Here is a 23783-nt window from a genome sequence, read left to right as displayed (position 1 = left end):
CCGTGTCGTCAGCCTTCGTCCTCGACGAACAGCACGCGCCGCGTCATGCCGCAGGTGAGGTCGTAGCTGATGGTGCAGGCGTGAGGCGCGACGGCTTCTGCCGGCAGACCCTCGCCCCACAAGGTGACGCGGTCGCCCACCTTTGCCTGCGGCGCCGTGCGCAGGTCGAGCGTGACGAGGTCCATCGAGACGCGGCCGATCAGCGGGACGCGCGCGTCACCCACCAGCACCGGCGTACCGCTGGCCGCGCTGCGCGGGTAGCCATCGCCGTAGCCGATGGCAGCCACGCCCACCGGCATGTCCTCCGGACAGATCCACGTGCCGTTGTAGCCGATGCGCTCACCCTTGCCGATGCGGTTGATCGCGATCAGCCGCGTGGACAGCGTCATCGCCGGACGAAAACCGAAATCCGCGCCGCTCTTGCCGTCCACCACCGACAGGCCGTACAGCAGGCCGCCGGTGCGCACCCAATCGGCGCGCGCCTCAGGCCAGCCCAGCACCGCGGCCGAGTTGGAGAGCGAGCGCGGGCCATCCAATCCCCGGATCACTTCGTTGAAGCGCGCGATCTGCGCACGCGTGACCTCGCCGTCGAACACTTCCGATTCGGCGAAGTGCGTGAGCAGGCCGATCCCGGGGTCGACGCCAGGCATCGCCACTAGCCGCGCATGCACTTCCGGCACACGTTCGGGTGCGAAGCCGAGCCGGTGCATGCCGCTGTCCACCTTCAGCCACGCACGCAAGCGTCCGCGCCGCGCGCTGGCCTCGGCCAGCCAGGTCAGCTGCGCCTCGTGATGGATTGCCGCGTCCAGTCCCAGCCGTTGCATTTCGGCGATGTCGCCGGGCTGGTCGGGGCCGGACAGCACCACGATGCGCTGGCGGTGGCCGGCCGCGCGCAGGCGCAGGCCGTCGCCCAGCGCGGCCACCGCGAAGCATTCGGCCTCGGCGTCCAGTGCGCGCGCCACGCGCTCCAGGCCGTGGCCGTAGGCATCGGCCTTGACCACCGCCATCACCTTCGCCGGCGCGGCCATGGCCTTGATGCGGGCGAGATTGTGGCGCAGCGCGCCCAGATGGATGGTGGCGACGGTGGTCCGGCTCATGCGTGGCGCGCGATCACTCGAAGCCGCCCACGAAGGAATCGGCGGCGTAGTTCTCGAACTTGGTGTAGTGGCCGAGGAAGGTCAGCTTGACGGTGTCAGTGGGGCCGTTTCGTTGCTTGCCGATGATGATCTCGGCCAGGCCTTTGTCCGGCGATTCCTTGTTGTAGTACTCGTCGCGGTAGATGAACATGATCACGTCCGCGTCCTGCTCGATAGCGCCGGATTCGCGCAGGTCCGACATCATCGGGCGCTTGTCGGCACGCTGCTCCAGCGAGCGGTTCAACTGCGAGAGGGCGATCACGGGCACGTTGAGTTCCTTGGCGAGTCCCTTCAGTGAACGCGAGATTTCTGAAATCTCGGTGGCGCGGTTCTCCTTGTTTCCGGGCACCTGCATCAGCTGCAGGTAGTCGATCACGATCAACCCCAGACCGCCGTGCTCGCGGTGCAGCCGGCGCGAACGCGAACGCATTTCCACTGGCGACAGGCCGGGCGTGTCGTCGATGAAGATCTTCGCCTCGGACAGGATCGCGATGGCGTTGGAGACGCGCGGCCAATCCTCCTCGGCCAGGTCGCCGTTGCGCAGGTGCTGCTGGTGGATGCGGCCCACCGAGGAGATCAGTCGGAACGCCAGCTGCGAGGCGGACATTTCCATCGAGAACACCACCACGGCCTTCTTCGCGCGCAGCGCGGCCGTCTCGGCGATGTTGAGCGAAAACGCGGTCTTGCCCATCGAGGGACGCGCGGCCACGATGATGAGGTCGGAGGGCTGCAGGCCCGAGGTGAGGTTGTCGAGGTCGGTGAAGCCGGTGGTGATGCCGGTGAGCTGGCCCTTGTTTTCGTAGCGCTCGGTGAGCAGGCGGAAGGCATCCTTCACCGCCTCGCGCATCGAGACGGAATCCTTCTTGCCGCGCGCACCGGACTCGGCGATCTTGAACACCGACTGTTCGGCGCTCTCCAGCACCTCCTGCACGCTCTTGCCTTCCGGGCGGTAGCCGTCCTCGGTGATCGCGGTGCCGGCGTCGATCAGCAGGCGCAGCACCGACTTCTCACGCACGATCTCCGCGTAGGCCGCGATGTTCGCCGCGCTGGGCGTGCTGTTGGCCAGCTCGATCAGGTAACTGGCGCCGCCCACCATCTCGGCCAGGCCGTTCCCTTCGAACCAGTCGCCCAGGGTCACCGCGTCGCAAGGCATGCCCTTGTTCGCCAGCTCGGTGATCGCACGCCAGATCAGGCGGTGGTCGCGGCGGTAGAAGTCCTCCTCGCCGAGGCGGTCGGCTACCTTGTCCAGTGCATCGGGCGCCAGCATCAGGCCGCCCAGCACCGCCTGCTCGGCATCGATCGAATGCGGCGGCACGCGCAGCGCCTCGACGGCCGGCGACGAAGGCTTGCGATCGGGCACGAAGGACATCGGGATACCTCTGGAAAACGAAGCGGCGGACGCCACCTGCGCCCGCCGGTGGCAAGACCAGCATGATGCGCGGCGCCGTCTCAGGCGTCGAGACAACAAGTCTGTGGATAAGCTGGGGATCGCTGGGGATAACGCGGCCCTGGATCCTCCAAAGCAGACGGGCGCCCGAGGGCGCCCGTCCGTCGTGCCTGTGGCGGTGGCGGAATTACTTCTCGCCGACCACGATCACCTTGACGCTGGTCTGCACGTCGGCGTGCAGGTGGATGGCCACCTCGAACTCGCCGGTGTTGCGCAGCGGACCTTCGCCCAGGATGACCTCGCCCTTGTGGATGTCGTGGCCGACAGCCTGCAGCGCCTCGGCGATGTCGCGCGGACCCACCGAGCCGTACAGCTTGCCCTCGGGGCTGGCGTGCGCCTCGATCGTCACCGACACGTCGGCCAGCTTGGCCTTGCGGGCCTCGGCCTCGGTCAGCGCGTTCTTGGCGCGGGTTTCGTACTCGGCGCGGCGCTGCTCGAACGCGGCCAGGTTGGCGGCGTTCACGCGCACGGCCTTGCCCTGCGGGATCAGGAAGTTGCGGCCGTAGCCCGGCTTCACGCTGACCTTGTCGCCGAGATCGCCGAGGTTGCGCACTTTCTGCAGAAGAATGAGTTCCATGGGTATTCCTTTTCGTTAGCGCCGGGATGGCCGGCGCAGCCGTGGACGGTTGTCCGAAGGTCCTGCGTTCGGCGCCCTGCCCCGGAAGGAGCGGGGCGCCGGAGCATCAGACGTCGTGGTTGTCGGTGTACGGCAGCAGCGAGAGGAAGCGCGCGCGCTTGATCGCGGTCGCCAGCTGGCGCTGGTAGCGCGCCTTGGTGCCGGTGATGCGGCTCGGCACGATCTTGCCGTTCTCGGTGATGTACTGGCGCAAGGTGTTGAGATCCTTGTAGTCGATCTCCTTCACCTTCTCCGCGGTGAAACGGCAGAATTTGCGGCGGCGGAAAAACTTGGACATGGTCTGGGCTCCTCTCAGTCGTCGCTGTCGCGGTCGTTGCCACGGCTGTCGCCGTCGCCATCGCTGTCGTCATCGCGGCGGCGCGACGAACGGGCGTCATCCTTTTCCTTGCTCTTCAGGATGAAGGACGGCTCGATGTCGGCGGCGTCACGCTTGATGACCAGGTGGCGCAGCACGGCGTCGTTGAAGCGGAAGCCCGACTCCAGCTCGTTCAGCGCGTTCTGGCCGACTTCGATGTTCAGGAGCACGTAATGCGCCTTGGCCAGGTTGACGATCGGATAGGCCAGCTGGCGGCGGCCCCAGTCTTCCAGGCGGTGGATCTTGCCGCCATCGGCCTCGATCAGCGACTTGTAGCGCTCGATCATCGCCGGGACCTGTTCGCTCTGGTCAGGGTGGACCAGAAACACGACTTCATAATGTCGCTGGGACATCGTGATTCGACTCCTTGTGGATGCGGCCGGAATGGCCTCGCAGCCTCCCGCTGGATGCGGTGAGGCAAGTGTCCGCCACGCCCCTTTCAGGGCGGACAGAAGCGGAATTGTACGGGGAACCGGGGACGCCACGCAAGCGACTGAATTTGAAGAGTGCAGCCATGGACGGCCGCCCGTCGGACTTTCGCGGTCAAGGACGATCGCAAGGCATCCAAACGTGCAGCCATGAATGGCAGCCCGTTGACCTTCGCGCCCACGGACGCGCGCCCAGGCGCCTACCCCGCTCAGCCTACCGTGAAGCTCTCGCCGCAGCCGCACTCGCCGGTGGCGTTGGGGTTGTGGAACACGAAGCTGGCGTTGAGCCCCTGGCGACGGAAGTCGATCACCGTGCCATCCACCAGCGGCAGGCTCTTGTCGTCCACCACCAGCGGCACGCCGTCGACCTCCAGCACGCGGTCGCCCTCGCCCGTGGCGACGGCCAGGTCCACCACGTAGCCGAAGCCGGAGCAGCCGGTGCGCTTCACGCCGAAGCGCACGCCGGCGGCGCCGGGTGTCTGCGCGAGGAACTGGCGCATGCGTTCGCTGGCGGCGGGTGTGATCGTGATGGTCATGACAGACGGAGATTTTGTGCGAAAACGGAGATCGCGCACGCCGTAAAGGTCGCGACGCGGGCAAGGCCTACATTATCATGCCGGTTTGTCCACGCGCTCCGCAGGACGCGCGTTCCAACGATCCATGTACCCGATAGATGCGGTGCATCCACAGGAGTTTCAATCCATGACGGCGGTCCGCCCCACGGCATGCAGTGTGAAGCAAGCACTTTCCGGCAAGCTCGACGCCGGCAGCTCCGTGACCGTGCGCGGCTGGGTGCGCACCCGCCGCGACTCCAAGGCCGGCCTGTCCTTCGTGGCCGTCAGCGACGGCTCCTGCTTCGACCCGATCCAGGCGGTGGCGCCGGCCACGCTGGCCAATTACGACAGTGAGGTGAAGCACCTCACCGCCGGCGCCGGCGTGATCGTCAGCGGCACCCTGGTGCCCTCGCAGGGCAAGGGCCAGGCGTTCGAGATCCAGGCCGACCGCATCGAGGTCACCGGCTTCGTGGACGATCCGGAAACCTACCCGATCCAGCCGAAGCAGCATTCGATGGAGTTCCTGCGCGAGGTGGCCCACCTGCGCCCGCGCACCAACCTGTTCGGCGCGGTGACCCGCGTGCGCCACACCATGATGACGGCGATCCACCGCTATCTCACCGAGCAGGGCTTCTTCTGGATCAACACCCCGATCATCACCACCTCGGACGCCGAGGGCGCGGGCGACATGTTCCGCCTGTCCACGCTGGACCTGGCCAACCTGCCACGCGACGACAAGGGCAAGATCGATTTCCGCAAGGACTTCTTCGGCCGCGAAGCCTTCCTCACCGTGTCCGGCCAGCTCAACGTCGAGGCCTACTGCCTGGCGATGAGCAAGGTCTACACCTTCGGCCCGACCTTCCGCGCCGAGAACTCCAACACCCCGCGCCACCTCGCCGAGTTCTGGATGGTGGAGCCGGAGATCGCCTTCGCCGACCTCACCGCCGACGCCGACTGCGCCGAGGGCTTCCTCAAGGCGATCTTCAAGGCGGTGCTGGAAGAGCGCGCGGACGACATGGCCTTCTTCGCCGAACGCGTGCAGCCTGACGCGATCAGCCGGCTGGAGGGCTTCATCAGCCAGCCGTTCGAACGCATCGACTACACCGAGGCGGTGGAGATCCTCAAGAACTCCGGGCAGAAGTTCGAATACCCGGTGGCCTGGGGCATCGACCTGCAGACCGAGCACGAACGTTACCTGGCCGAGAAACATATCGGCCGCCCGGTTGTCGTAATGAACTACCCCGAGGCGATCAAGGCCTTCTACATGCGCCTCAACGACGATGAGAAGACCGTGGCGGCGATGGACGTGCTGGCGCCGGGCATCGGCGAGATCATCGGCGGCAGCCAGCGCGAGGAGCGCCTGGATTACCTCGACCGCCGCATGGCCAAGTTCGGCCTCGATCCCGTCACTTATGGCTGGTACCGTGACCTGCGCCGTTATGGCACGGTACCCCACGCCGGCTTCGGCCTCGGTTTCGAGCGCTTGCTGGTCTACGTCTGCGGCCTCTCCAACATCCGCGATGCCATCCCCTATCCGCGTGCGGCGGGGACAGCCGAATTCTGAGTACCCCATGCGAACGAAGCGCCGGTTCCCCATTCTGTTCCTCGCCCTGGCCGCCGGCACCTTGCTGGCCGGCTGCCACAGCGTGAAGGTCCTGGTGCCGCCGAACCTGCGCGCACCGGAAAACACCGACGATTCGCTCAAGCAGGCGCAGCAGCATCTGCTCGACGCCACGCCGTGCTGCACCAGCTTCGCCGACTTCTCCTACCAGAACCTGCTGCCGTGGCAGCCGCAGCCGTACACCCTGGGCAGCGGCAGCAGCGTGGCCAACATCAACGGTACGCACAGCTACTTCCTCGCCTTCCGCCTGCCCGAAGGCGCCAAGCTGCCCTACCGGGTGGCGTTCAAGTCGGAATTGAACGGCCGCTGGCTGAAGTCCAGCTACCTGTTCGCCCCCACCGTGGTGATGCTGGACAGCGGCTTCCAGCCGATCGGCTCCGACGACATCTCGCTGTGCGAACACATGGGCTGGAGCGACGCGGCCTCGGGCGCGTTCGGCAGCTTTACCGTCACCAGCAAGCAGGCGCGCTACCTGCTGGTCTACAGCTCGGCCGCGCAGCAGACCGGCAAGACCTACTGGGAACAGTCGCCCGCCACCTTCTCCAGCAGCACCAAGGCCACGCTGGACATGAACTCCAGCGGCACTTTCAGCGTGCCGCATGGGCCGGACGGCACGATCTGGGTCGGCATGATCGACTCCACCTATGCCAAGGCGGTGGACAACGCGATCTGCAAGAAGCCGCAAAAAGGCGACGGCGTGCTGAACACCTTGCGCAGCGCCCTGCCGCTGCCGTGGACCAGCAACACCGGCAGCACCGACACCGGCAGCGCCGTCAAGGCCAAGGGGAGCTGAGCGTGCTGGCCATCTATCTGGGCTTGCTGTTCGCCGGCGTCGCCTTGTTCGTGCTCTCCTACGTGGCGCCGTTCCGGGTGGCCGCGCTGATGCGCCTGCGCTATCCGCAACACTGGCAGGTGGTGATCGAATCCGCCAAGGGCAAAACCGGCCCGCTGCATGTGTGGATGCGCATGCAATACGTGCTGCGCTCGCCCGCGCTGCCGGCGCTGCAGGATCGCGACATCGACCGCTGGCGCGGCATCTGGCGCTACAGCCAGTGGCTGGGCTGGCTGTGCTGGTTGGCCGCGCTGGCGATGCGCCTGCGCTGGGGCTGACCGGCACACTCGACCACGGAGCCACGCCCATGCAACTGCAACTCGACGGCCGTCACGCCCTGGTCTGCGGCGCCTCGCAAGGCATCGGCCGCGCCAGCGCGATCGAGCTGGCCGCGCTGGGCGCCAGCGTCACCGCGTTGGCGCGCCGCGCCGAGGCGCTGGAAACCCTGGTGCGCGAGCTGCCGCGCACGCATGCGGCGCAACGCCACGATTTCATCGTCGCCGACGTGGGCGATACCGCCGCCCTGCGTGCGCAAGCCGCGTCGCTCGCCGCCGCCGCGCCGGTGCACATTCTCGTCAACAATAGCGGCGGACCGCCGCCCGGCAGCGTGCTCGACGCGAATCCCGAGGACTTCCTCGCCGCCTGGCGCCAGCACCTGCTGGCCTGCCACACGCTGGCACAAGCCGTGGTGCCGGGCATGCGCGCGGCCGGCTGGGGCCGCATCGTCAACGTGATCTCTACCTCGGTGCGCGAGCCGATTCCCGGCATCGGCGTTTCCAACACCACCCGCGGCGCGGTGGCCAGCTGGGCCAAGACCCTGGCCGGCGAACTGGCGCCGTACGGCATCACCGTCAACAACGTGCTGCCCGGCTCCACCCGCACGCCGCGCATCGAGCAGATCGTCGCCGCACGCGCGCAAAAGAGCGGCAAGGCGCTGCTCGAAGTGCAGCAAGCGATGGAGGCCGAGGTGCCGATGCGCCGCTTCGCCGAACCGGCGGAAATCGCCGCCGCGGTGGCTTTCCTCGCATCCCCTGCCGCCAGTTACATCACCGGCGTCAGCCTGCCGGTGGACGGCGGACGCATGCGTTCGCTGTAAGAGCCTGTTCCAGGTCTCCGCGTGGCCCGCGCCGGGAGCTGTTTGCGCGCAGGCCAAGGAAGAGCGAGGACACGCGGGGAGAGTCCATGGATGGACTCGGCCTTGAGGAGCGAGGAAGGGTTGCTCTCGCATGGCCGCCATGCGAGAGCAACGCGAGCTACGCGGAGACATGGAACAGGCTCTAAGCGCCTGTCCACCACGCGTACGCAGGCGTCCGGTGCAATCGCGTGCCGCGCGGCGTAAGCTTGCGCGGATGCCTATCACGCGACTCGCCAACCTGATCGACGGCCGCCTCGTGCCGCCCCAGACCGATCATTGGCTCGATGTGTTCGAACCCGCCTCCGGCGAAATCTTCGCGCATTGCCCCGATGCGGATGCCGCTGACGTCGCCGAGGCAGTCGAGGCCGCCCAGCGCGCTGCGCCGGGCTGGGCCGCCATGCCGGTCGAACAGCGCGCCCAGCTGCTGCACGCATTGGCGGATCGCATCGAAGCGCGACTGGACGAGTTCGCCGCGCTGGAATCGCGCGACAGCGGCAAGCCGGTAGCGCTGGCGCGCCGCGTGGACATCCCGCGCGCAGTGAGCAACCTGCGCTACTTCGCCGCCGCCGTCACGGCGTGGGGCAGCGAGTCGCACGCCATGGCACCCGGCCAGCCGGACCAGGGCGCGATCAACTACACGTTGCGCCAGCCGCTGGGCGTAGTGGGCTGCATCAGCCCGTGGAACCTGCCGCTGTATCTGTTCACCTGGAAGATCGCCCCCGCGCTGGCGGCCGGCAACGCGGTAGTGGCCAAGCCCTCCGAGATCACGCCCTGCACCGCCGCCCTGCTCGGCGAGCTGGCCATCGAGGCCGGCCTGCCGCCGGGCGTGCTGAACATCGTGCACGGCCGCGGCCCCACGGTGGGCCAGGCGCTGGTCGAACATCCGCGTGTCAAGGCGGTCTCCTTTACCGGCAGCACCGCCACCGGCGCGCACATCGCCGCGGCCGCTGCCGCGCAGTTCAAAAAAGTGTCGCTGGAGATGGGCGGCAAGAACCCGGCCATCGTGTTCGACGATGCGGATCTTTCCGACGCCAACCTCGACACCATGGTGCGCTCGGGCTTCGCCAACCAGGGCGAGATCTGCCTGTGCGGCTCGCGCCTGCTGGTGCAACGCTCCATCTACGAAAGCTTCCGCGCGCGCTACCTGGAGCGCGTGCGCGCTCTGCGCGTGGGCGATCCGGATGATGCCGCCAGCGACCTCGGTGCGCTGGTGTCGAAACCCCATTACGACAAGGTGCTGGCCTGCCTCGCCCAGGCGCGCGCCGAGGGCGGCCAGGTACTGTGCGGCGGCGAAGCGGTCGCCGTGCCCGGTCGCTGCACGAACGGCTGGTTCGTGGCGCCCACGGTGATCGAGGGGCTGCCGAACGAGGCCGCCACCAACCAGCAGGAAATCTTCGGCCCGGTGGTGACGCTGATCCCGTTCGACGACGAGGCCGAAGCGCTGGCGATCGCCAACGGCACCGGCTACGGCCTCGCTGCCTCGCTGTGGACGCGCGACCTCGCACGCGCGCACCGGTTTGCCGCGCAGCTGGAATTCGGCATCGTGTGGATCAACTGCTGGATGCTGCGCGACCTGCGCACGCCGTTCGGCGGCATGAAGCACTCGGGCCTGGGCCGCGAAGGCGGCACCGAGGCCTTGCGCTTCTTCACCGAGCCGAAGAATGTCTGCATCCGCTACTGAATACTCCGATATGGAAACGCCGATGAACTCGTTGAAAGACCTGCTGGCCAACAATAGGCGCTGGGCCGCCACAGTCACTGCGCAAGAGCCGGACTACTTCGAGAAGCTGGTGCACCAGCAGGCGCCGAAATACCTGTGGATCGGCTGCGCCGACTCGCGCGTGCCGTCCACCCAGATCGTCGACCTTCCGCCGGGCGAGATCTTCGTGCACCGCAACGTGGCCAACGTCGTGGTGCACACCGACCTCAACGCGCTCAGCTGCATCCAGTTCGCAGTGGACGTGCTGAAGGTGAAGCACATCCTGGTGGTCGGCCATTACGGTTGCGGCGGCATCGGCGCAGTGCTGCAGCAGTCGCGGATGGGCTTGATCGACAACTGGCTGCGCCATATCGGCGACGTCGCGCTCAAGCACGACGACAAGCTCGACCCGGCCATGGCATTCGCGGTGCGCCACTCGCGCCTGTGCGAACTCAATGCGATCGAGCAAGCGGTCAACGTGTGCCACAGCACCATCGTCCGGGATGCCTGGGAACGCGGCCAGGAGCTGGCCGTGCATGCCTGGATCTATGGCCTGAAGGACGGTCATATCCACGACCTGGGCCTAGACGTGCGCAGCCATGATCAGTTGCCTGCCGCCTACGAAGGCGTACTGGCCTCGCTCGCCGAGCGCTGGAGCGCAGCGTGAGCGACGTCGTGCGCACCGACGCGGCGCCGGCGCCGGTGGGCGCCTATCCGCATGCGCGGCGCGTGGGCAACCTGCTGTTTCTCTCCGGCGTCGGCCCGCGCCAGCCGGGGACGAACGCGATCCCCGGCAATGTCCACGATGCCGACGGCAAGCTGGTGGCCTACGACATCGAGGCGCAGTGCCGGCAGGTGTTCGCCAACGTGCGCGCGGTGCTGGAAGCCAGCGGCGCGCGCTGGGAGGACCTGGTCGACGTCACCGTGTTCCTCACCGACATGGCGCGCGACTTCGCCGCCTACAACCGCCTCTACGCGGAGCACTTCGCCGGTGTGGACGCCTGTCGCACCACGCTGGGCATTACCGCCCTGCCCACGCCGATCGCGATCGAGCTGAAGTGCGTAGCAGCACTCGGCCACTGCGATCGTCCCTGATCGCGAAGGTCAAACGGGCGACCATCCCAGGCCGCCCTTTCAAAAAAGATCTCTGCGATCGTCCCTGATCGTGATGGTCGAACGGGCGGCCTTCCCTGGTCGCACTTTCAACAAATCTCCACGATCGCGCTGATTGCGAGGGCCGAACGAGCGTGCCCCCAGCCACACTTTTCAAAAGTGCTGGCGATCATTTCAGACCGCACAAAAAAAACCCGCCGGCGAACCGGCGGGTTTTTCGTGACTTCGTCGATCCGACGATCAACCGCCGCTGGCGGCCGTCGCGGGCATATCGGACTTCTTCGCAGCCTTCTTGTGGCTCTTGTGGTGCTTGCTCGACTTGTGGTGGCTGGCAGCCTTGTGCTCAGCAGCCGGGGCAGCCTGCATGGCAGCAGGAGCGGCCTGAGCAGCCGGGGCGGCCGGGGCGGCCTGCGGAGCAGCTTCCTGGGCCAGCACGGAGCTGGACAGGGCAACGCCGGCGACGAGCAGAGAAGCGATCGCAAGTTTACGCATCATGACGGTGAACCTCGACGATATTGTTGTATCGCGAACCCGGCCGGAACCCGGCGCCACGGGTGGCGCGACGGCTGCACAATAGCAGCATCGCAGGGCTACTGGGACTGAATTTGGTCCAGGTTTTGCAGAATGCGTCGAATGTGGATATCCGAGCTTCAGCTAGGTGACGGCGCGTATAACAAACTTTGCGCGCCGTCGTCATCACCTTGCAAAACGCGCGAATGACGCCAGATGTTCCGCTCGACCGGGATCGTCCCCGGACCGGGGCCACGCACGCAACACCCGATGACCTGGCTGCGAACCGCGCAGCGTGTCGTCAGAGACCGAACCTGGCCGGCGCGTAAGGCTGCGGGTCCAGCGCCGGCGTGGCGCCAGCCAGCTGCGCGGCGACCAGCTCGCCGGTGGCGGCCGACATGCTCACCCCCAGCATGCCGTGCGCGGTGGCCAGATGCAGGTTGGCCCAGCGCGTGCTGGGGCCGATGATCGGCACCTCGTCCACGCTCATCGGCCGCCAACCCCACCATTCCTCCAGTTGCACCGGGCCTTCCGGCTCGTGCAGGCCGGCGGCAGCACCGCGGCGCAGCGCATCGAGGCGCGCGCGGTTGAGGCCCTCGGCGTAACCGGAAAATTCCATCGTGCTGCCCAGCCGGTAGCCGCTGGCCCAGGTGGTGACGCAGACCTGGGCCTCGCGCAGCACCAGCGCGTGGCGCGGCGCCCGCGCCGGCCGCGTGTAGGTGATCGAATAGCCCTTGCCTGGCTGCATCGGCAGGCGCAGATCCAGCGAACGGGACAGCAGCGGCGACCAGGCACCCAGCGCCAGCAGCACGCGTTCGCCCGCAAACGCGCCGCGCGAGGTTTGCACTTGGGTGATGCGCTTGCCATCGGTGGCGAAGCCCTCGATGCGCGCACCGCTCTCGATCACCCCACCCAGTTCGCGCACCCGCCGCGCCAGCTCGTCCACATAGCGATCCGGTCGCAGGCGCGCATCGCCGGGATGGAACAGGCCGCCGACCACGCCGGGCTTCAACGCCGGCTCCATCGCCTCCACCGCGTCGCCGCGCAGGCGCTGCACCTCGATGCCAAGGCGATCCAGCACGGCCGCGTGGTGCCGCTCGTCGGCCGCCATGGCCCTTGCGTCGCGGTACACGTACAGCTCGCCTTCCTCGGCGAACTCGCAGTCCAGCGCCTCGTCGCGCACCAGTTCGCCCAGCAGCCGGCGCGAGCGCTGCAGGATCGCCGAGCGCGCCACCGTGGCGCGATGGAAGTCCGGCCAATTGCAGTGCCGGGCGAAGCCGAGCAGCCAGCGCAGGCGCGGGCCGTCTAGGCGCGGATTGAGGTAGAGCGGTGCGTCGGCGCGCAGCACCGAACGCAAGGCCACGCCCAGCGTGCCCGGCATCGCCAGCGGCGCGGCATGACTGGGGGTGATGGTGCCGCAGTTGCCGTGCGAGGCGCCGCAACCGGGCACGCCTTGCTCCAGCAGCCGCACCGAAGCCCCTTGGCGCAACAGATACAACGCACTGGCCAGGCCGATGACCCCACCGCCGAGTACCAGCACGTCTCCACGAAAAGTATCCATCCGCCGATTGTAGCCGGCCGTCGGCGCCCCCCGTCTTGCACCGCCCATAGGCCACGGGCATGATGCGCCCAGTCTGTTCACTTGGCCCAGGTGTGTCCATCATCCTCGCCTCCCGTGCAGTCTTCCTTGCCGCGCTGCTGGTCAGCGCCAGCGCCGCCGCGCAATCCTTCAACCCCGCGGAGCTGAAACTGCTCCAAACGATCGAGCACGAGCCCAACACGCTCGCCCGCTACCAGTACCTGGCCCGCGAAATACCGAAGCTCTCGGCAGACGACCGGGTCCTGGCGATGCAGTTCGTTTCCTTCTCGCTGGACGAGCTGGGCCTTTACGACCAGGCCGTCTTCAGCTTCCCGCTCAGGAACCAGCTGCCCTCCAATCTGACCCTTCCGACGCAGACGGACTGGAAGTCCGCCAACGCCGTCGACGTCATCACCTCGCTCGCCGCAGATCGCCGCATCGTGATGGTCAACGAGGCGCATCACGACACCCATACCCGCGTGCTCACGCTGGAACTGCTGCCCCGGCTGAAGGCCATGGGCTTCAATTATTTCGCTGCCGAGGCGCTGACCGACAGCGACCCCGGCCTGGCCAAGCGCGGCTACCCGACGGCGAAGAGCGGCACGGAATACCTGCGCGACCCGGTATACGGCGACATCGTGCGGCAGGCGGTCCGGCTGGGTTTCATCATCGTGCCCTACGACAACACGCTCACCGGGCAGGCACGCGAAACCGGACAAGCCCAGGCCTTGTACGAGAAGGTGTTTGCCAAAGACCCGCACGCGCGCCTGTTCGTGCATGCCGGCTACGCCCATATCGACAAGGTCGCGGGGCGCCTCGGCGACTTGCGACCCATGGCGATGCAACTGGCGGCGCTGACCGGGATAACGCCGCTGTCGATCGACCAGACCGATTTCCTGGAGACTGGTGTCGACCCTGGCGATGCCTATCACCAGCTCGCGCACGAGTTTCCGTCCAGTGGCGCCGAGGTGCTGCTCAACCGCCGCACGGGGCTGCCCTGGAGCGACCGCCCGGCGGCCTACGATGTCAACGTGATCGTGCCTCCCAGCCTCAGCATCCAGGCATTCGGCGTGTACAAGTACGGCTTCAGGAACGACTCCATGGTGGGTGGCCTGCCGCACGTGGACGACAGCAACGCGATGCAACGGGCGGACTGGCTATCCCTGGGCGGAAAGCGTCGCGCTTATCCGGTGGATGGGGCGCTGTGCAGGAACTCTCTCCCCTGCGTGGTCGACGCGTACTACGCCGACGAACCGGATGACGCCATCCCTGCCGACCGCTATGCCTTCATGGGCACCAAGGAAGCTACCCTGCTCTATCTGCGCCCCGGCAGCTATCGGCTGCGTGCCAAGAACATCGATGGCACCACCGTGTCGGAATACACCATCACCGTGGCCCAGCGCTAGCCGCTTGCATCGAAAAAATTACGGGCGTAGTCTCAATATGAACTACGTTCGTAATCCTTTGGCGGCGCAAGCATGGCAGCTCCATCGACAAATATCAGCGAAGCCGAAAGCCGGGTGATGGAAGTGCTGTGGCGCAAGTCGCCGCAGAGTTCCGAGGAGATCGTCGCGGCCCTGCAGCGGGAAAGCGACTGGCACGAAAAGACCATCCGCACCCTGCTCAGCCGCCTGCTCGGCAAGGGCGCGGCGAGCGCGGAAAAGGACGGCCGCCGCTACCTGTATTCCCCCACGATCACCCGCGAGCAATGGCAGTCGCAGGAAAGCCGCAGCCTGCTCGACCGCGTGTTCGGCGGCCGGCTCGGTCCCTTGCTCGCGCACTTCAGCGAACACGAAAAACTCAGCGCGAAGGACGTGACCGAACTGCGCAAACTGCTCGAAAGCATCGAGAAGAAGGCGCGCTGAAATGGATGCCGCGCTGCTTCGCAGCCTGTGGTACATCAGCGCAGCGCTGGCCCTGGTGCTGCTGGCGCGCCGACCCGCCCGCCAGGCCTTCGGCGCCGGCCCCGCCTTCAGCCTCTGGCTGCTGCCCGCCCTGGCGCTGGTATTGCCCTGCCTGCCGGAGCTGCCCGCCGGCTGGTCCGTGCTGCCGTCCATCCGGGTGCTGCCCGGCGCCATAGCTGTCGGCATGCCAGCCGCCGATGCCACCGTGTCCATGCCGTGGCTGCGCTGGCTCTGGCTGGCCGGCACGGCCGCGATGCTGCTACGGCTTGGCGTGCATTACGTGCGCCTGCGCCGACAGGCCCGGGCGCTGCCGGCGTCCATGGCGGCCAGCCTGCCGCAGCTGCTGGATGGTTTCGATCTACACCGGTTGCGCCTGCACGCCAGCGGCCCGGCGGTGTTGTGGGCGCCACGCAGCCTGTTGCTGCTGCCGGCGGATTTCCTCGACCGTTTCGACGCCACTGGGCAGCGACTGGTGCTGCGCCACGAACTGACCCATCTGCGCCGCGGCGACGCGCTTTGGAGCCTCGCCGCCGAACTGATGCTCGCGCTGCTGTGGTTCCATCCGCTGGCCTGGCTGGCGCGGCCGCGCTTCCGGCTCGACCAGGAACTGGCCTGCGACGAACGCGTGCTGCGCCACACGCCGCGCGACGAAGCCGGCTATGCGCAGGCCTTGCTGCATAGCGTCGACCTGTCCGCGGCGCCGGCGCTGATCCCCTGGTTCGCCGAGCCACAGCTCAAGGAGCGACTCAGCATGATCCAGCGTCACCGTCCCGGCGCCCTGCGCCGCCGCGCAGGCTATGCCGCGCTTGCCGTACTGATGGCAGGCAGCGTGTTCGTGGCGCAGGCGGCGACGGGCAACCCGCCGCATCAGACAGCTGGCCAGGACCTTAGCTACAACTCGCGCCTATATCCGAAATATCCCGCCGCAGCGATCAAGGCGGGAGAACAGGGCACGGTGATGTTGAAAGTCCAGGTACTCGCCGACGGCTCCGTCGGCAGCATCGCCTACGAGCCCGAACACAGCACCACGACCTCCGCCGACCTCATCGCGGCGGCCACGGATGCCGCAAGGCAGTGGCGCTTCAACCCGGAAACGAAGGACGGCAAGCCTGTCGACGGCTATGTGCGCGTACCCGTCGCGTTCGATCTCCATCCGCCGCCGAGCCCGGCCGACGATGTTGAGAAATCAAATTCAAAGCTGCAGAAAGTCTTTTGATTTGCATATGAATTATTGAATTGATAACCTCGGCACGTCCCACGCCGAGGTTGTTCCGTGATTCCGCAGCCCGCCGTCCGGTTCGCCATGTCGCCGACGCACTTCGCCCGGCTGGCGCTGCTGACCCTCGCCATCGCCTTGCTCGCCGCCTGTGCTGGCGCGCCGCGTCGCCCTTCGGCCGCCACGCCGTCCGCACTCGCCAACGAACCCGCCCGCGGCCCCGAGGGGGGCATCGCCGCCGCCAACGATGTGCTGTTCCGCGCGATGGCGCTGGTCGGCACCCCCTACCACTGGGGCGGCAACACCCCGGCTGGCGGCTTCGATTGCAGCGGCCTGGTCGACTACATCTACCGCAACGCCACCGGCCTGCAGTTGCCGCGCACCTCCGGCGAAATGGCCGACATGGACGTACGCAAGGTCAAACGCATGACCCAGCTGGTCAGCGGCGACCTGGTGTTTTTCGGTATCGGCGGGCGCATCAGCCACGTCGGCGTGTACGTGGGCAAGGGCCGCTTCGTGCATGCGCCGAACAGCGGCGGCACCGTGCGGCTGGACGACATCGACGGACCGTACTGGCGCGATCACTTCGCCTATGGGAGGCGGGTGCTGGATTGATCCTTCCTTTGCCCGCCAGGGGCATGCGGGAAGGCGCCGGGCATGAACTTCACGCTCCCGCTTGCGGGAGAGGGTTTGGGGGAGAGAGGTTTCCTGCAGGGGGGCGAGCCAAAGCGGGTTCGCGCGAGTCCGTACCCTCTCCCCAACCCTCTCCCGGAGGGAGAGGGGGCGAACGAAAAACGGCGCCATGGGCGCCGTTTTGCTTTGATCGTTGACCCGCCGGTCAGTGCGGGGCACTGCCCGGTGGGTGAGCGTGGCCGTGCTTGATCTCTTCCTCGGTGCCGTCACGCACTTCCTGGATGCTCACGTCGAAGTCCAAGGTCTTGCCGGCCATCGGGTGGTTGAGGTCCACGTCGATCGTGCTCATGCCGACCTTGTGCACGGTGACCGCGCGCTGGCCGCCTTCCTTCAGCGCCAGCACGGTGGCCATGCCGGGCTTGAGGTACTTGGCGTCCTGGAAGTACTTCTTCGGCACGCGCTGGATCTGGCCTTCCTGACGCTCGCCATAGCCGTCGGCCGGAGCGATCGAGACCTGCAGGTTGTCGCCGGCGGCGTGGTCTTCCAGCGCCTTCTCCAGCCCCGGGATCAGCTGGCCGTGGCCGAGCAGGATCCACAGCGGCTCGCCGCGATCGTGCGAACTCTCGACCTTCTCGCCATCCACGCTGAGCGTGTAGTGCAGCGCGACGACTTTGTCCTTGCCAGCCTTCATTGCCTGTCTCTCGAATGGGTGCAAAGCGCCGATTCTATCAGGACGCCTTCTGTCACGACTCCGCCTTGCCGAACCCCACCCCACGCGCCTCCGGCCCCAACCACACCAGCACGGCCAGCACCACCGCCACCACCGCGATCCACAGCGCCATAGCAAAGGCGAAGTCGCCGCCATGCCGCTGCGCTATCCACGTCTGCGCCGTGGCGGTGCCGGCGGCGAGCAAGTTGCCCAACTGATAGGCGAAGCCCGGTAAGGTGCCGCGCACCGCGTCGGGCGACAGTTCGTTGAGGTGGGTGGGCACCACGCCCCACGCGCCCTGCACCATCACCTGGATCAGGAAAGCCCCGATGCCGAGCAGCAGCAGCGAGCCGCCGTGCGTCCACAGCGGGATCACCGGGATCGCCAGCAGCGCCGCCACGATCATCGCGCGACGGCGGCCGGCTTTTTCCGACCACGCGCCGAAGTACAGACCGCCCGCCAGCGCGCCGAGGTTGAGCAGCGCCACCAGCAGAAAGGCCGTACCCGAACCGGTGGGCAGGTGCAGGTTCACTTCCTCGAAGGTGTGGTACATGTCCTGCGAGCCGTGGCTGAAGGCGTTGAACGCGCACATCAGCACGATCATGTAGGCGAACAGCTTCCAATGCCCGTGCATCGCCTCGCGCACCCCGACCCTGCCCCGCGCGTGCTGCCCGGCCTGCCACACCGGCGATTCGGGCACCTTGCGTCGGATGTACAGCACCAGCAGCGCCGGTAGCGTGCCCACCACAAACAGGCCGCGCCAGCCGATGTGATCCACCAGCAGCCAGTTCACCAGCGCGGCAAGGAAGAAGCCGCAGGGATAACCACTCTGCAGCAGGCCCGAGACCAGGCCGCGCGACTTCGGCGGAATCGACTCCATCGCCAGCGAGGCGCCGATGCCCCATTCGCCGCCCATCGCCACGCCGAACAGGAAGCGCAGCACCAGCAGCATCGCCAGCGAGGTGGAGAACGCGGTCGCCAGCTCGAACAGCGAGAACAGGATCACGTCCAGCATCAGTATCGGCCGCCGCCCGTAGCGGTCCGCCAGCCGGCCGAAGATCAGCGCCCCCAGCGGCCGCGCCGCCAGGGTCAGCGTCAACGCAAAGGTGACCTCGGTGTTGCCGACGTCGAACTCCTTGGCGATCGCCACGATCACCAGGGTCAACAGGAAGTAGTCGAACGCGTCCAGCGTCCAGCCCAGGAAGCTCGCCATCACCGTGTGCCGCTGCTCATGATTCAGTTCGCGCAGGGACGACAGCAGCGACATGGCATGGCACTCCGCAAGGCAATGGCGCAGGCTAGCACGGTGTCGCCGCCCGCCCTGCACGGGGCGCCTCGCCGCCAAATCTGCATGCCGGCGCGCATATCGGCTACAATCCGCCCACGGCTTCCCAGCCGTTGCGGCTCATGCCGCCCCATTCCCCCCAAGATCGCAACACGGTTCCGCATGAACGCTCCGGGTTGCACAGGAGTCGTTTCATGTCTTTCGAATCGCTGGGCCTCGCGCCCGCGTTGCTGCGTGCGCTCGCCGAACAGGGCTACGCCGAACCCACCCCGGTCCAGGCCGGTTCCATCCCGCTGGTACTGGCTGGCCACGACCTGCTTGCCGCCGCGCAGACCGGCACCGGCAAGACCGCCGCGTTCGCGCTGCCGCTGCTGCACAAGCTTTCCAACGCCGGCCCGACCATGACGCGCCGCCCGCGCGCGCTGGTGCTCACGCCCACCCGCGAGCTGGCCGCGCAGATCCTCGACAACGCGCAGGCCTACGGCAAACACCTGCGCATCAGCGCCACCACCATCTTCGGCGGCGTCGGCATGGGTCCGCAGATCAATGCACTGCGCCGCGGTGTGGACATCGTGATCGCCACCCCGGGCCGCCTGATCGATCACATGCAGCAGCGCACCGTGGATCTCTCCGGCGTCGAAACGCTGGTGCTGGACGAGGCCGACCGCATGCTCGACATGGGCTTCCTGCCGGCGCTCAAGCGCATCCTCGGCGCACTGCCGAAGCAGCGCCAGACCTTGTTGTTCTCGGCCACCTTCGCGCCGGAGATCAAGGCGCTGGCGCTGCAGTTCATGCGCGAGCCGCGCGAAGTCTCGGTGACGCCGCCGAATACCGTGGCCGCGACGGTGAGCCATCACGTGCACCCGGTGGACGCCGAGCGCAAGCGCGAGCTGCTGCTGCACGTGCTGGCGCAGGACAGCCGCCGCCAGACCCTGGTCTTCAGCCGCACCAAGCACGGCGCCGACAAGCTGGTGAAGTACCTGGAGCACGCCGGCCTGCGCGCCGCGGCGATCCACGGCAACAAGAGCCAGAACGCGCGCACCAAGGCGCTCGGCGACTTCAAGAGCGGCCGCATCACCGTGCTGGTCGCCACCGACATCGCCGCGCGTGGCATCGATATCGACCAGCTGCCGATGGTCATCAACTACGACTTGCCGATGGTGGCTGAGGATTACGTGCACCGTATCGGCCGCACTGGCCGCGCCGGCAGCGAAGGCATGGCGGTGTCGCTGGTGAGCCACGACGAATCCGGCCTGCTGCGCGACATCCGCAAGCTGCTCAAGGACGAGATCGCCATCGACAACGTGGCCGGCTTCGAGCCTTCCACGCCGCTGCGGCTGGATGCCGGCGCGCCGCGCCCGAAACAGGGCCAGCGCCAGCCGCGCGCGCCGCAACGCTCGCAGGGCGGACAGTCGCAACGCTCGCAAGGCAGCTCGCAGGCGCATCGCCCGCACGGCCATGCGCAGAAGCAGGGCAACGGCGAGCACGCCGCGGGCAACCGCAAGCGCCGCCACCGGCCGCGTCCCGCCGCCAAGGCGTGACGGCGCCGGCTCAACCGCCCGGACGAATCCGGGCGGTGAGCACGTGGTCCTCCCACACGCCGGCGATCTGCAGGTAGCGTTTCGCATAGCCCTCGCGCTCGAAGCCCAGCCGCGCCAGCAGGCGCGCGCTGCGCTCGTTGCGTGGCAGGTGGTTCGCCATCACGCGGTGCAGGTCCAGTTCGCCGAAGGCCCAGTCCAGGCCGGCCTGCAAGGCTTCGTGCATGATCCCCTGCCCTTGTGTGCACGCCGCCGCGCCGTAGCCGAGATGGCAGGCCTGGAAGGCGCCGCGCACCACGTTCGCAAGGGTGAACGTGGCGAGGATTTCGACCTCGTCGCAGTCGAACACCAACAAGGGATAGCCGCGATCCAGCCGCACATGCTCGCGGCCGTCGGCAATGGACTGCACGCAATGCTCCAGCGTGTAGAACGCCTCCTCGCGCAACGGTTCCCATGGCGCCAGATGCGCACGATTCGCCACGCGATAGCGCAGCAGTGCCGGCGCATCCGCTTCCACGGCGAGGCGGATGCGGGTGCGCGCAGTTTGCAGGCGCGGCGAGAGACTCACGGCGTCAGCGTTCCTGGTCGGTGGGCCGCACCAGCACTTCGTTGATGTTGACGTGCGACGGCCGGCTCACGCAGAAGGCGATCACTTCGGCAATGTCCTGGCTCTGCAGCTGGCGCATGCTGTCGGCCCAGGCGTTGAGCGCGTCCTTGGTCGCGGTGTGCCCGATGTGTTCGCGCAACTCGGTCGCCACCGCGCCCGGCTCGATCACGCTGACGCGGATATTGTCCTTGTACACCTCGCGGCGCAGCGATTCGGAGAACGCCACCACGCCGAACTTGGTGGCCGCGTAGCCGCCCGCATTCGGATTGGCGATGCGGCCGGCGGTGGAGGAGACGTTGACGATGTGGCCGTCGCGCCGGGCGCGCATCCCGGCCAGCGCCGCCTGCGTGGCGGCGATCAGGCCCAGCACGTTGAGCTCCAGCATCTGCCGCCAGCGGCCGAGATCGGCCTCGGCGATCGGCTCCAGGTACATCACGCCGGCGTTGTTGACGAGGATGTCCAGACGGCCGAAATGCTGCTCGGTTTCGCGCACGATGCGCTGCGCATCGGCCTCGTCGGCCAGGTCGGCCACCAGCACCAGCGGCTCGGCGCCGAGCGCTGCCAGTTCCTTGGCCAATGCCTCCAGCCGGTCGCGGCGGCGTGCCGCTATGGCCACCCTGGCGCCTTGCCGGGCCAGTTCCAGCGCGGTGGCCTCGCCGATGCCGGAGGAGGCCCCGGTCACCAGCGCAATGCGGTCTGTCAAACGGCTCGGCATGCTCGTCTCCCAATCTAAAGTTCCGTTCGCGCTGAGCGTAGCTTGCGCCAGCAAGCGGAGTCGAAGCGCCACGCGATGCCCTTCGACTTCCTCGCTCCTCAGAGCGCGGCCATCCTTGGCCGCTCCCCGCGTCGGCCCTTCGGGCCTACGCTCAGGGCGAACGGCATAAATCCCAGGCTGTTACAATGCCGCCCATTCTCCCGCATGCCGCCGCGCATGCCACCCCGAGGTTCCCCATGTCCGCCCCGTCTCCCGATTCCGCCCCGGCAACCGCCGGCTTCGGCGCGCTCGCGCTTTCGCCCGAGGTGCAGAAAGCGCTGGCCGACGTGGGCTACGAATCGCCCTCGCCGATCCAGGCCGCCACCATCCCACCGCTGCTGGAAGGCCGCGACGTGCTGGGCCAGGCGCAGACCGGCACCGGCAAGACCGCCGCGTTCGCGCTGCCGATCCTGTCGCGCATCGACCTCAAGCCCGGCAAGCCGCAGGCCCTGGTGCTGGCGCCCACGCGCGAATTGGCCATCCAGGTGGCCGAGGCGTTTCAGCGCTACGCCGCGCACCTGCCCGGCCTGCAAGTGCTGCCGATCTACGGCGGGCAGAGCTACGGCCCGCAGCTGCATGCGCTGCGTCGCGGCGTGCACGTCGTGGTGGGCACCCCGGGCCGCGTGATCGACCACCTGGACAAGGGCACGCTCGACCTCTCCGAGCTGAAGTACCTGGTGCTCGACGAAGCCGACGAAATGCTGCGCATGGGCTTCGTCGACGACGTGGAGAAGGTGCTCGAGGCGACGCCGCCGACCCGTCAGGTGGCACTGTTCTCCGCCACCATGCCGGTGCCGATCCGCAAGATCGCGCAGCGCCACCTGAAGGAGCCGGTGGAGATCGCCATCAAGGCGGCCACCACCACCGCGGCCAACATCCGCCAGCGCTACTGGTTCGTCAGCGGCCTGCACAAGCTGGACGCGATGACGCGCATCCTCGAGGCCGAGCCGTTCGACGCGATGATCGTGTTCGCGCGCACCAAGCAGGCCACCGAGGAACTGGCCGAGAAGCTGCAGGCGCGCGGCCTCGCCGCCGCCGCGATCAACGGCGACATCGCCCAGCCGCAGCGCGAGCGGGTGATCCAGCAATTGAAGGACGGCAAGCTCGACATCCTGGTCGCCACCGACGTGGCCGCGCGCGGCCTGGACGTGGAGCGCATCAGCCACGTGCTGAACTACGACATCCCCTACGACACCGAAAGCTACGTGCACCGCATCGGCCGCACCGGCCGCGCGGGCCGCAGCGGCGAGGCGATCCTGTTCGTCACACCGCGCGAGAAGGGCATGCTGCACGCGATCGAGCGCGCCACGCGGCAGAAGATCGAAGAAATGAAGCTGCCCACGGTCGAGGCCGTGAACGACCAGCGCATCGCCAAGTTCAAGCAGCGCATCAGCGACACGCTGGCGATGGGCGAACTCGACCTGTTCCGCCAGCTCATCGAGCAGTACGAACAAGAGCACGACATCCCCGCCGTCGAGATCGCCGCCGCACTGGCACGCATCGCCCAGGGCGACCGCCCGCTGCTGCTCACGCCGCCGCCGAAACGCGAATACGCGCCGCGCGAACAGGCCGAGCCCCGCAGCAAGCGCGAGCACGGCGAGCATCACGACAAGTCCGAGCGCGGCAACCGGCACGAGCGTCCCGAACGCGAGCACTCGCGTACCGCCGGCCATGTATCGCGCCCGCACAACACCGAAGCCGGCAAGATCACCTACCGCATCGAGGTAGGCCACGATCACGGCGTGAAGCCTGGCAATATCATCGGCGCCATCGCCAACGAGGCGGGGCTGGACAGCCAGTACATCGGCCGCCTCAGCATCCGCGGCGACCACAGCCTGATCGACCTGCCCGAAGGCATGCCGAAGGAAATCTTCGAGCACCTGAAGAAGGTCTGGGTGGCGCGCCAGCAGCTGCAGATCCACGCCTGGGACGGCAAGGACGACGGCACCGGTGGCGGACACGACACGCACCCCGCCCGTCGTCCGGGCGGCTTCCGCAAACCGGGTGGCTTCAAGCCCGGTGGCGCCAAGCCCGGTCCGCGCAAGCCGCATGCGCACGGTGGCAAGCCGCCGCGGACGAAATAAGGCGATG

At 67.6% G+C, this 23783-nt stretch carries 25 protein-coding genes; 13 read left to right on the top strand and 12 right to left on the bottom strand.

Annotated elements, in window-relative coordinates:
- Positions 1 to 8 precede the first annotated feature (8 nt).
- The 6 genes from alr to ISP14_RS09535 form a co-directional block, all read right to left on the bottom strand.
- A complete protein-coding gene (alr, locus tag ISP14_RS09560; RefSeq protein WP_404538711.1) occupies positions 9 to 1097 on the bottom strand; it encodes an alanine racemase in 1089 nt (362 codons plus the stop codon).
- A gap of 13 nt (positions 1098 to 1110) precedes the next feature.
- Entirely contained in the window at positions 1111 to 2505 is a 1395-nt protein-coding gene (locus ISP14_RS09555; RefSeq protein WP_404538709.1) for a replicative DNA helicase, read from the bottom strand.
- A gap of 205 nt (positions 2506 to 2710) precedes the next feature.
- Positions 2711 to 3160, bottom strand: a complete 450-nt coding sequence (gene rplI / locus ISP14_RS09550) for a 50S ribosomal protein L9 (protein WP_404538706.1) — start codon at positions 3158 to 3160, stop codon at positions 2711 to 2713.
- A gap of 106 nt (positions 3161 to 3266) precedes the next feature.
- Positions 3267 to 3497 carry a 30S ribosomal protein S18 gene (rpsR, locus tag ISP14_RS09545; protein WP_008213232.1) on the bottom strand — a complete coding sequence of 77 codons (231 nt, stop codon included), beginning with the start codon at positions 3495 to 3497 and terminating at the stop codon, positions 3267 to 3269.
- A 14-nt stretch (positions 3498 to 3511) separates the two neighbouring features.
- A complete protein-coding gene (rpsF, locus tag ISP14_RS09540; RefSeq protein WP_404538703.1) occupies positions 3512 to 3928 on the bottom strand; it encodes a 30S ribosomal protein S6 in 417 nt (138 codons plus the stop codon).
- 284 nt (positions 3929 to 4212) lie between these two features.
- Complete coding sequence (locus ISP14_RS09535) at positions 4213 to 4539, bottom strand: HesB/IscA family protein (protein WP_404538700.1); 327 nt, start codon at positions 4537 to 4539, stop codon at positions 4213 to 4215.
- A 166-nt stretch (positions 4540 to 4705) separates the two neighbouring features.
- Between ISP14_RS09535 and asnS the strand changes: the two genes are divergently transcribed.
- The 7 genes from asnS to ISP14_RS09500 all read left to right on the top strand — a co-directional run bounded on the left by asnS (position 4706) and on the right by ISP14_RS09500 (position 10939).
- Positions 4706 to 6121: an asparagine--tRNA ligase gene (asnS, locus tag ISP14_RS09530; protein WP_404538697.1), complete on the top strand. Its 1416-nt coding sequence runs from the start codon at positions 4706 to 4708 to the stop codon at positions 6119 to 6121.
- A gap of 7 nt (positions 6122 to 6128) precedes the next feature.
- Positions 6129 to 6971, top strand: a complete 843-nt coding sequence (locus tag ISP14_RS09525; RefSeq protein WP_404538694.1) for a hypothetical protein — start codon at positions 6129 to 6131, stop codon at positions 6969 to 6971.
- 2 nt (positions 6972 to 6973) lie between these two features.
- Positions 6974 to 7288 carry a hypothetical protein gene (locus ISP14_RS09520; protein WP_404538691.1) on the top strand — a complete coding sequence of 105 codons (315 nt, stop codon included), beginning with the start codon at positions 6974 to 6976 and terminating at the stop codon, positions 7286 to 7288.
- Positions 7289 to 7317: 29 nt separating this feature from the next.
- Complete coding sequence (locus ISP14_RS09515; protein WP_404538688.1) at positions 7318 to 8106, top strand: SDR family oxidoreductase; 789 nt, start codon at positions 7318 to 7320, stop codon at positions 8104 to 8106.
- 253 nt (positions 8107 to 8359) lie between these two features.
- On the top strand, positions 8360 to 9826 hold the full coding sequence (locus ISP14_RS09510) for an aldehyde dehydrogenase (protein WP_404538685.1): 1467 nt from the start codon (positions 8360 to 8362) through the stop codon (positions 9824 to 9826).
- Between the two features lie 22 nt (positions 9827 to 9848).
- Complete coding sequence (can, locus tag ISP14_RS09505; RefSeq protein ID WP_404538683.1) at positions 9849 to 10511, top strand: carbonate dehydratase; 663 nt, start codon at positions 9849 to 9851, stop codon at positions 10509 to 10511.
- Complete coding sequence (locus ISP14_RS09500; RefSeq protein ID WP_404538680.1) at positions 10508 to 10939, top strand: RidA family protein; 432 nt, start codon at positions 10508 to 10510, stop codon at positions 10937 to 10939. Before can ends, ISP14_RS09500 begins: the two co-directional genes overlap by 4 nt.
- A gap of 258 nt (positions 10940 to 11197) precedes the next feature.
- On the opposite strand, the gene ISP14_RS09495 is transcribed toward ISP14_RS09500, so the two are convergent.
- Complete coding sequence (locus tag ISP14_RS09495; protein ID WP_404538677.1) at positions 11198 to 11452, bottom strand: hypothetical protein; 255 nt, start codon at positions 11450 to 11452, stop codon at positions 11198 to 11200.
- Positions 11453 to 11768: 316 nt separating this feature from the next.
- Entirely contained in the window at positions 11769 to 13028 is a 1260-nt protein-coding gene (locus tag ISP14_RS09490; RefSeq protein ID WP_404538674.1) for an NAD(P)/FAD-dependent oxidoreductase, read from the bottom strand.
- 92 nt (positions 13029 to 13120) lie between these two features.
- Between ISP14_RS09490 and ISP14_RS09485 the strand changes: the two genes are divergently transcribed.
- The 4 genes from ISP14_RS09485 (at position 13121) to ISP14_RS09470 (ending at position 16781) form a co-directional block, all read left to right on the top strand.
- A complete protein-coding gene (locus ISP14_RS09485) occupies positions 13121 to 14452 on the top strand; it encodes a hypothetical protein (RefSeq protein WP_404538671.1) in 1332 nt (443 codons plus the stop codon).
- Between the two features lie 72 nt (positions 14453 to 14524).
- Positions 14525 to 14911, top strand: a complete 387-nt coding sequence (locus ISP14_RS09480) for a BlaI/MecI/CopY family transcriptional regulator (protein ID WP_404538669.1) — start codon at positions 14525 to 14527, stop codon at positions 14909 to 14911.
- A gap of 1 nt (position 14912) precedes the next feature.
- Positions 14913 to 16166, top strand: coding sequence for a M56 family metallopeptidase (locus tag ISP14_RS09475; RefSeq protein WP_404538666.1), 1254 nt, complete (start codon positions 14913 to 14915; stop codon positions 16164 to 16166).
- 87 nt (positions 16167 to 16253) lie between these two features.
- Positions 16254 to 16781, top strand: coding sequence for a C40 family peptidase (locus ISP14_RS09470; protein WP_404538663.1), 528 nt, complete (start codon positions 16254 to 16256; stop codon positions 16779 to 16781).
- A 223-nt stretch (positions 16782 to 17004) separates the two neighbouring features.
- Here ISP14_RS09470 and ISP14_RS09465 read toward each other — a convergent pair whose 3' ends face one another.
- Together ISP14_RS09465 and ISP14_RS09460 are read right to left on the bottom strand one after the other, a co-directional pair.
- A complete protein-coding gene (locus ISP14_RS09465; RefSeq protein WP_404538659.1) occupies positions 17005 to 17490 on the bottom strand; it encodes an FKBP-type peptidyl-prolyl cis-trans isomerase in 486 nt (161 codons plus the stop codon).
- Positions 17491 to 17542: 52 nt separating this feature from the next.
- Positions 17543 to 18775, bottom strand: a complete 1233-nt coding sequence (locus ISP14_RS09460; protein WP_404538656.1) for an MFS transporter — start codon at positions 18773 to 18775, stop codon at positions 17543 to 17545.
- 212 nt (positions 18776 to 18987) lie between these two features.
- Here ISP14_RS09460 and ISP14_RS09455 point away from each other — a divergent pair, with 212 nt between their 5' ends.
- Positions 18988 to 20334, top strand: coding sequence for a DEAD/DEAH box helicase (locus ISP14_RS09455; protein ID WP_404538653.1), 1347 nt, complete (start codon positions 18988 to 18990; stop codon positions 20332 to 20334).
- Between the two features lie 10 nt (positions 20335 to 20344).
- Here ISP14_RS09455 and ISP14_RS09450 read toward each other — a convergent pair whose 3' ends face one another.
- Complete coding sequence (locus tag ISP14_RS09450; protein WP_404538650.1) at positions 20345 to 20899, bottom strand: GNAT family N-acetyltransferase; 555 nt, start codon at positions 20897 to 20899, stop codon at positions 20345 to 20347.
- Positions 20900 to 20903: 4 nt separating this feature from the next.
- The gene (locus ISP14_RS09445) at positions 20904 to 21653 is read right to left on the bottom strand and encodes an SDR family NAD(P)-dependent oxidoreductase (protein WP_404538647.1); all 750 of its coding nucleotides are present in this window, start codon (positions 21651 to 21653) and stop codon (positions 20904 to 20906) included.
- 236 nt (positions 21654 to 21889) lie between these two features.
- Here ISP14_RS09445 and ISP14_RS09440 point away from each other — a divergent pair, with 236 nt between their 5' ends.
- Positions 21890 to 23776, top strand: coding sequence for a DEAD/DEAH box helicase (locus tag ISP14_RS09440; protein WP_404538644.1), 1887 nt, complete (start codon positions 21890 to 21892; stop codon positions 23774 to 23776).
- The last annotated feature ends 7 nt before the right edge of the window (positions 23777 to 23783 follow it).

Source organism: Dyella agri (assembly GCF_044904705.1).
GTDB classification, from domain to species: Bacteria; Pseudomonadota; Gammaproteobacteria; order Xanthomonadales; family Rhodanobacteraceae; genus Rhodanobacter_A; species Rhodanobacter_A agri.
This window is presented reverse-complemented; position numbering and strand designations above follow the sequence as displayed.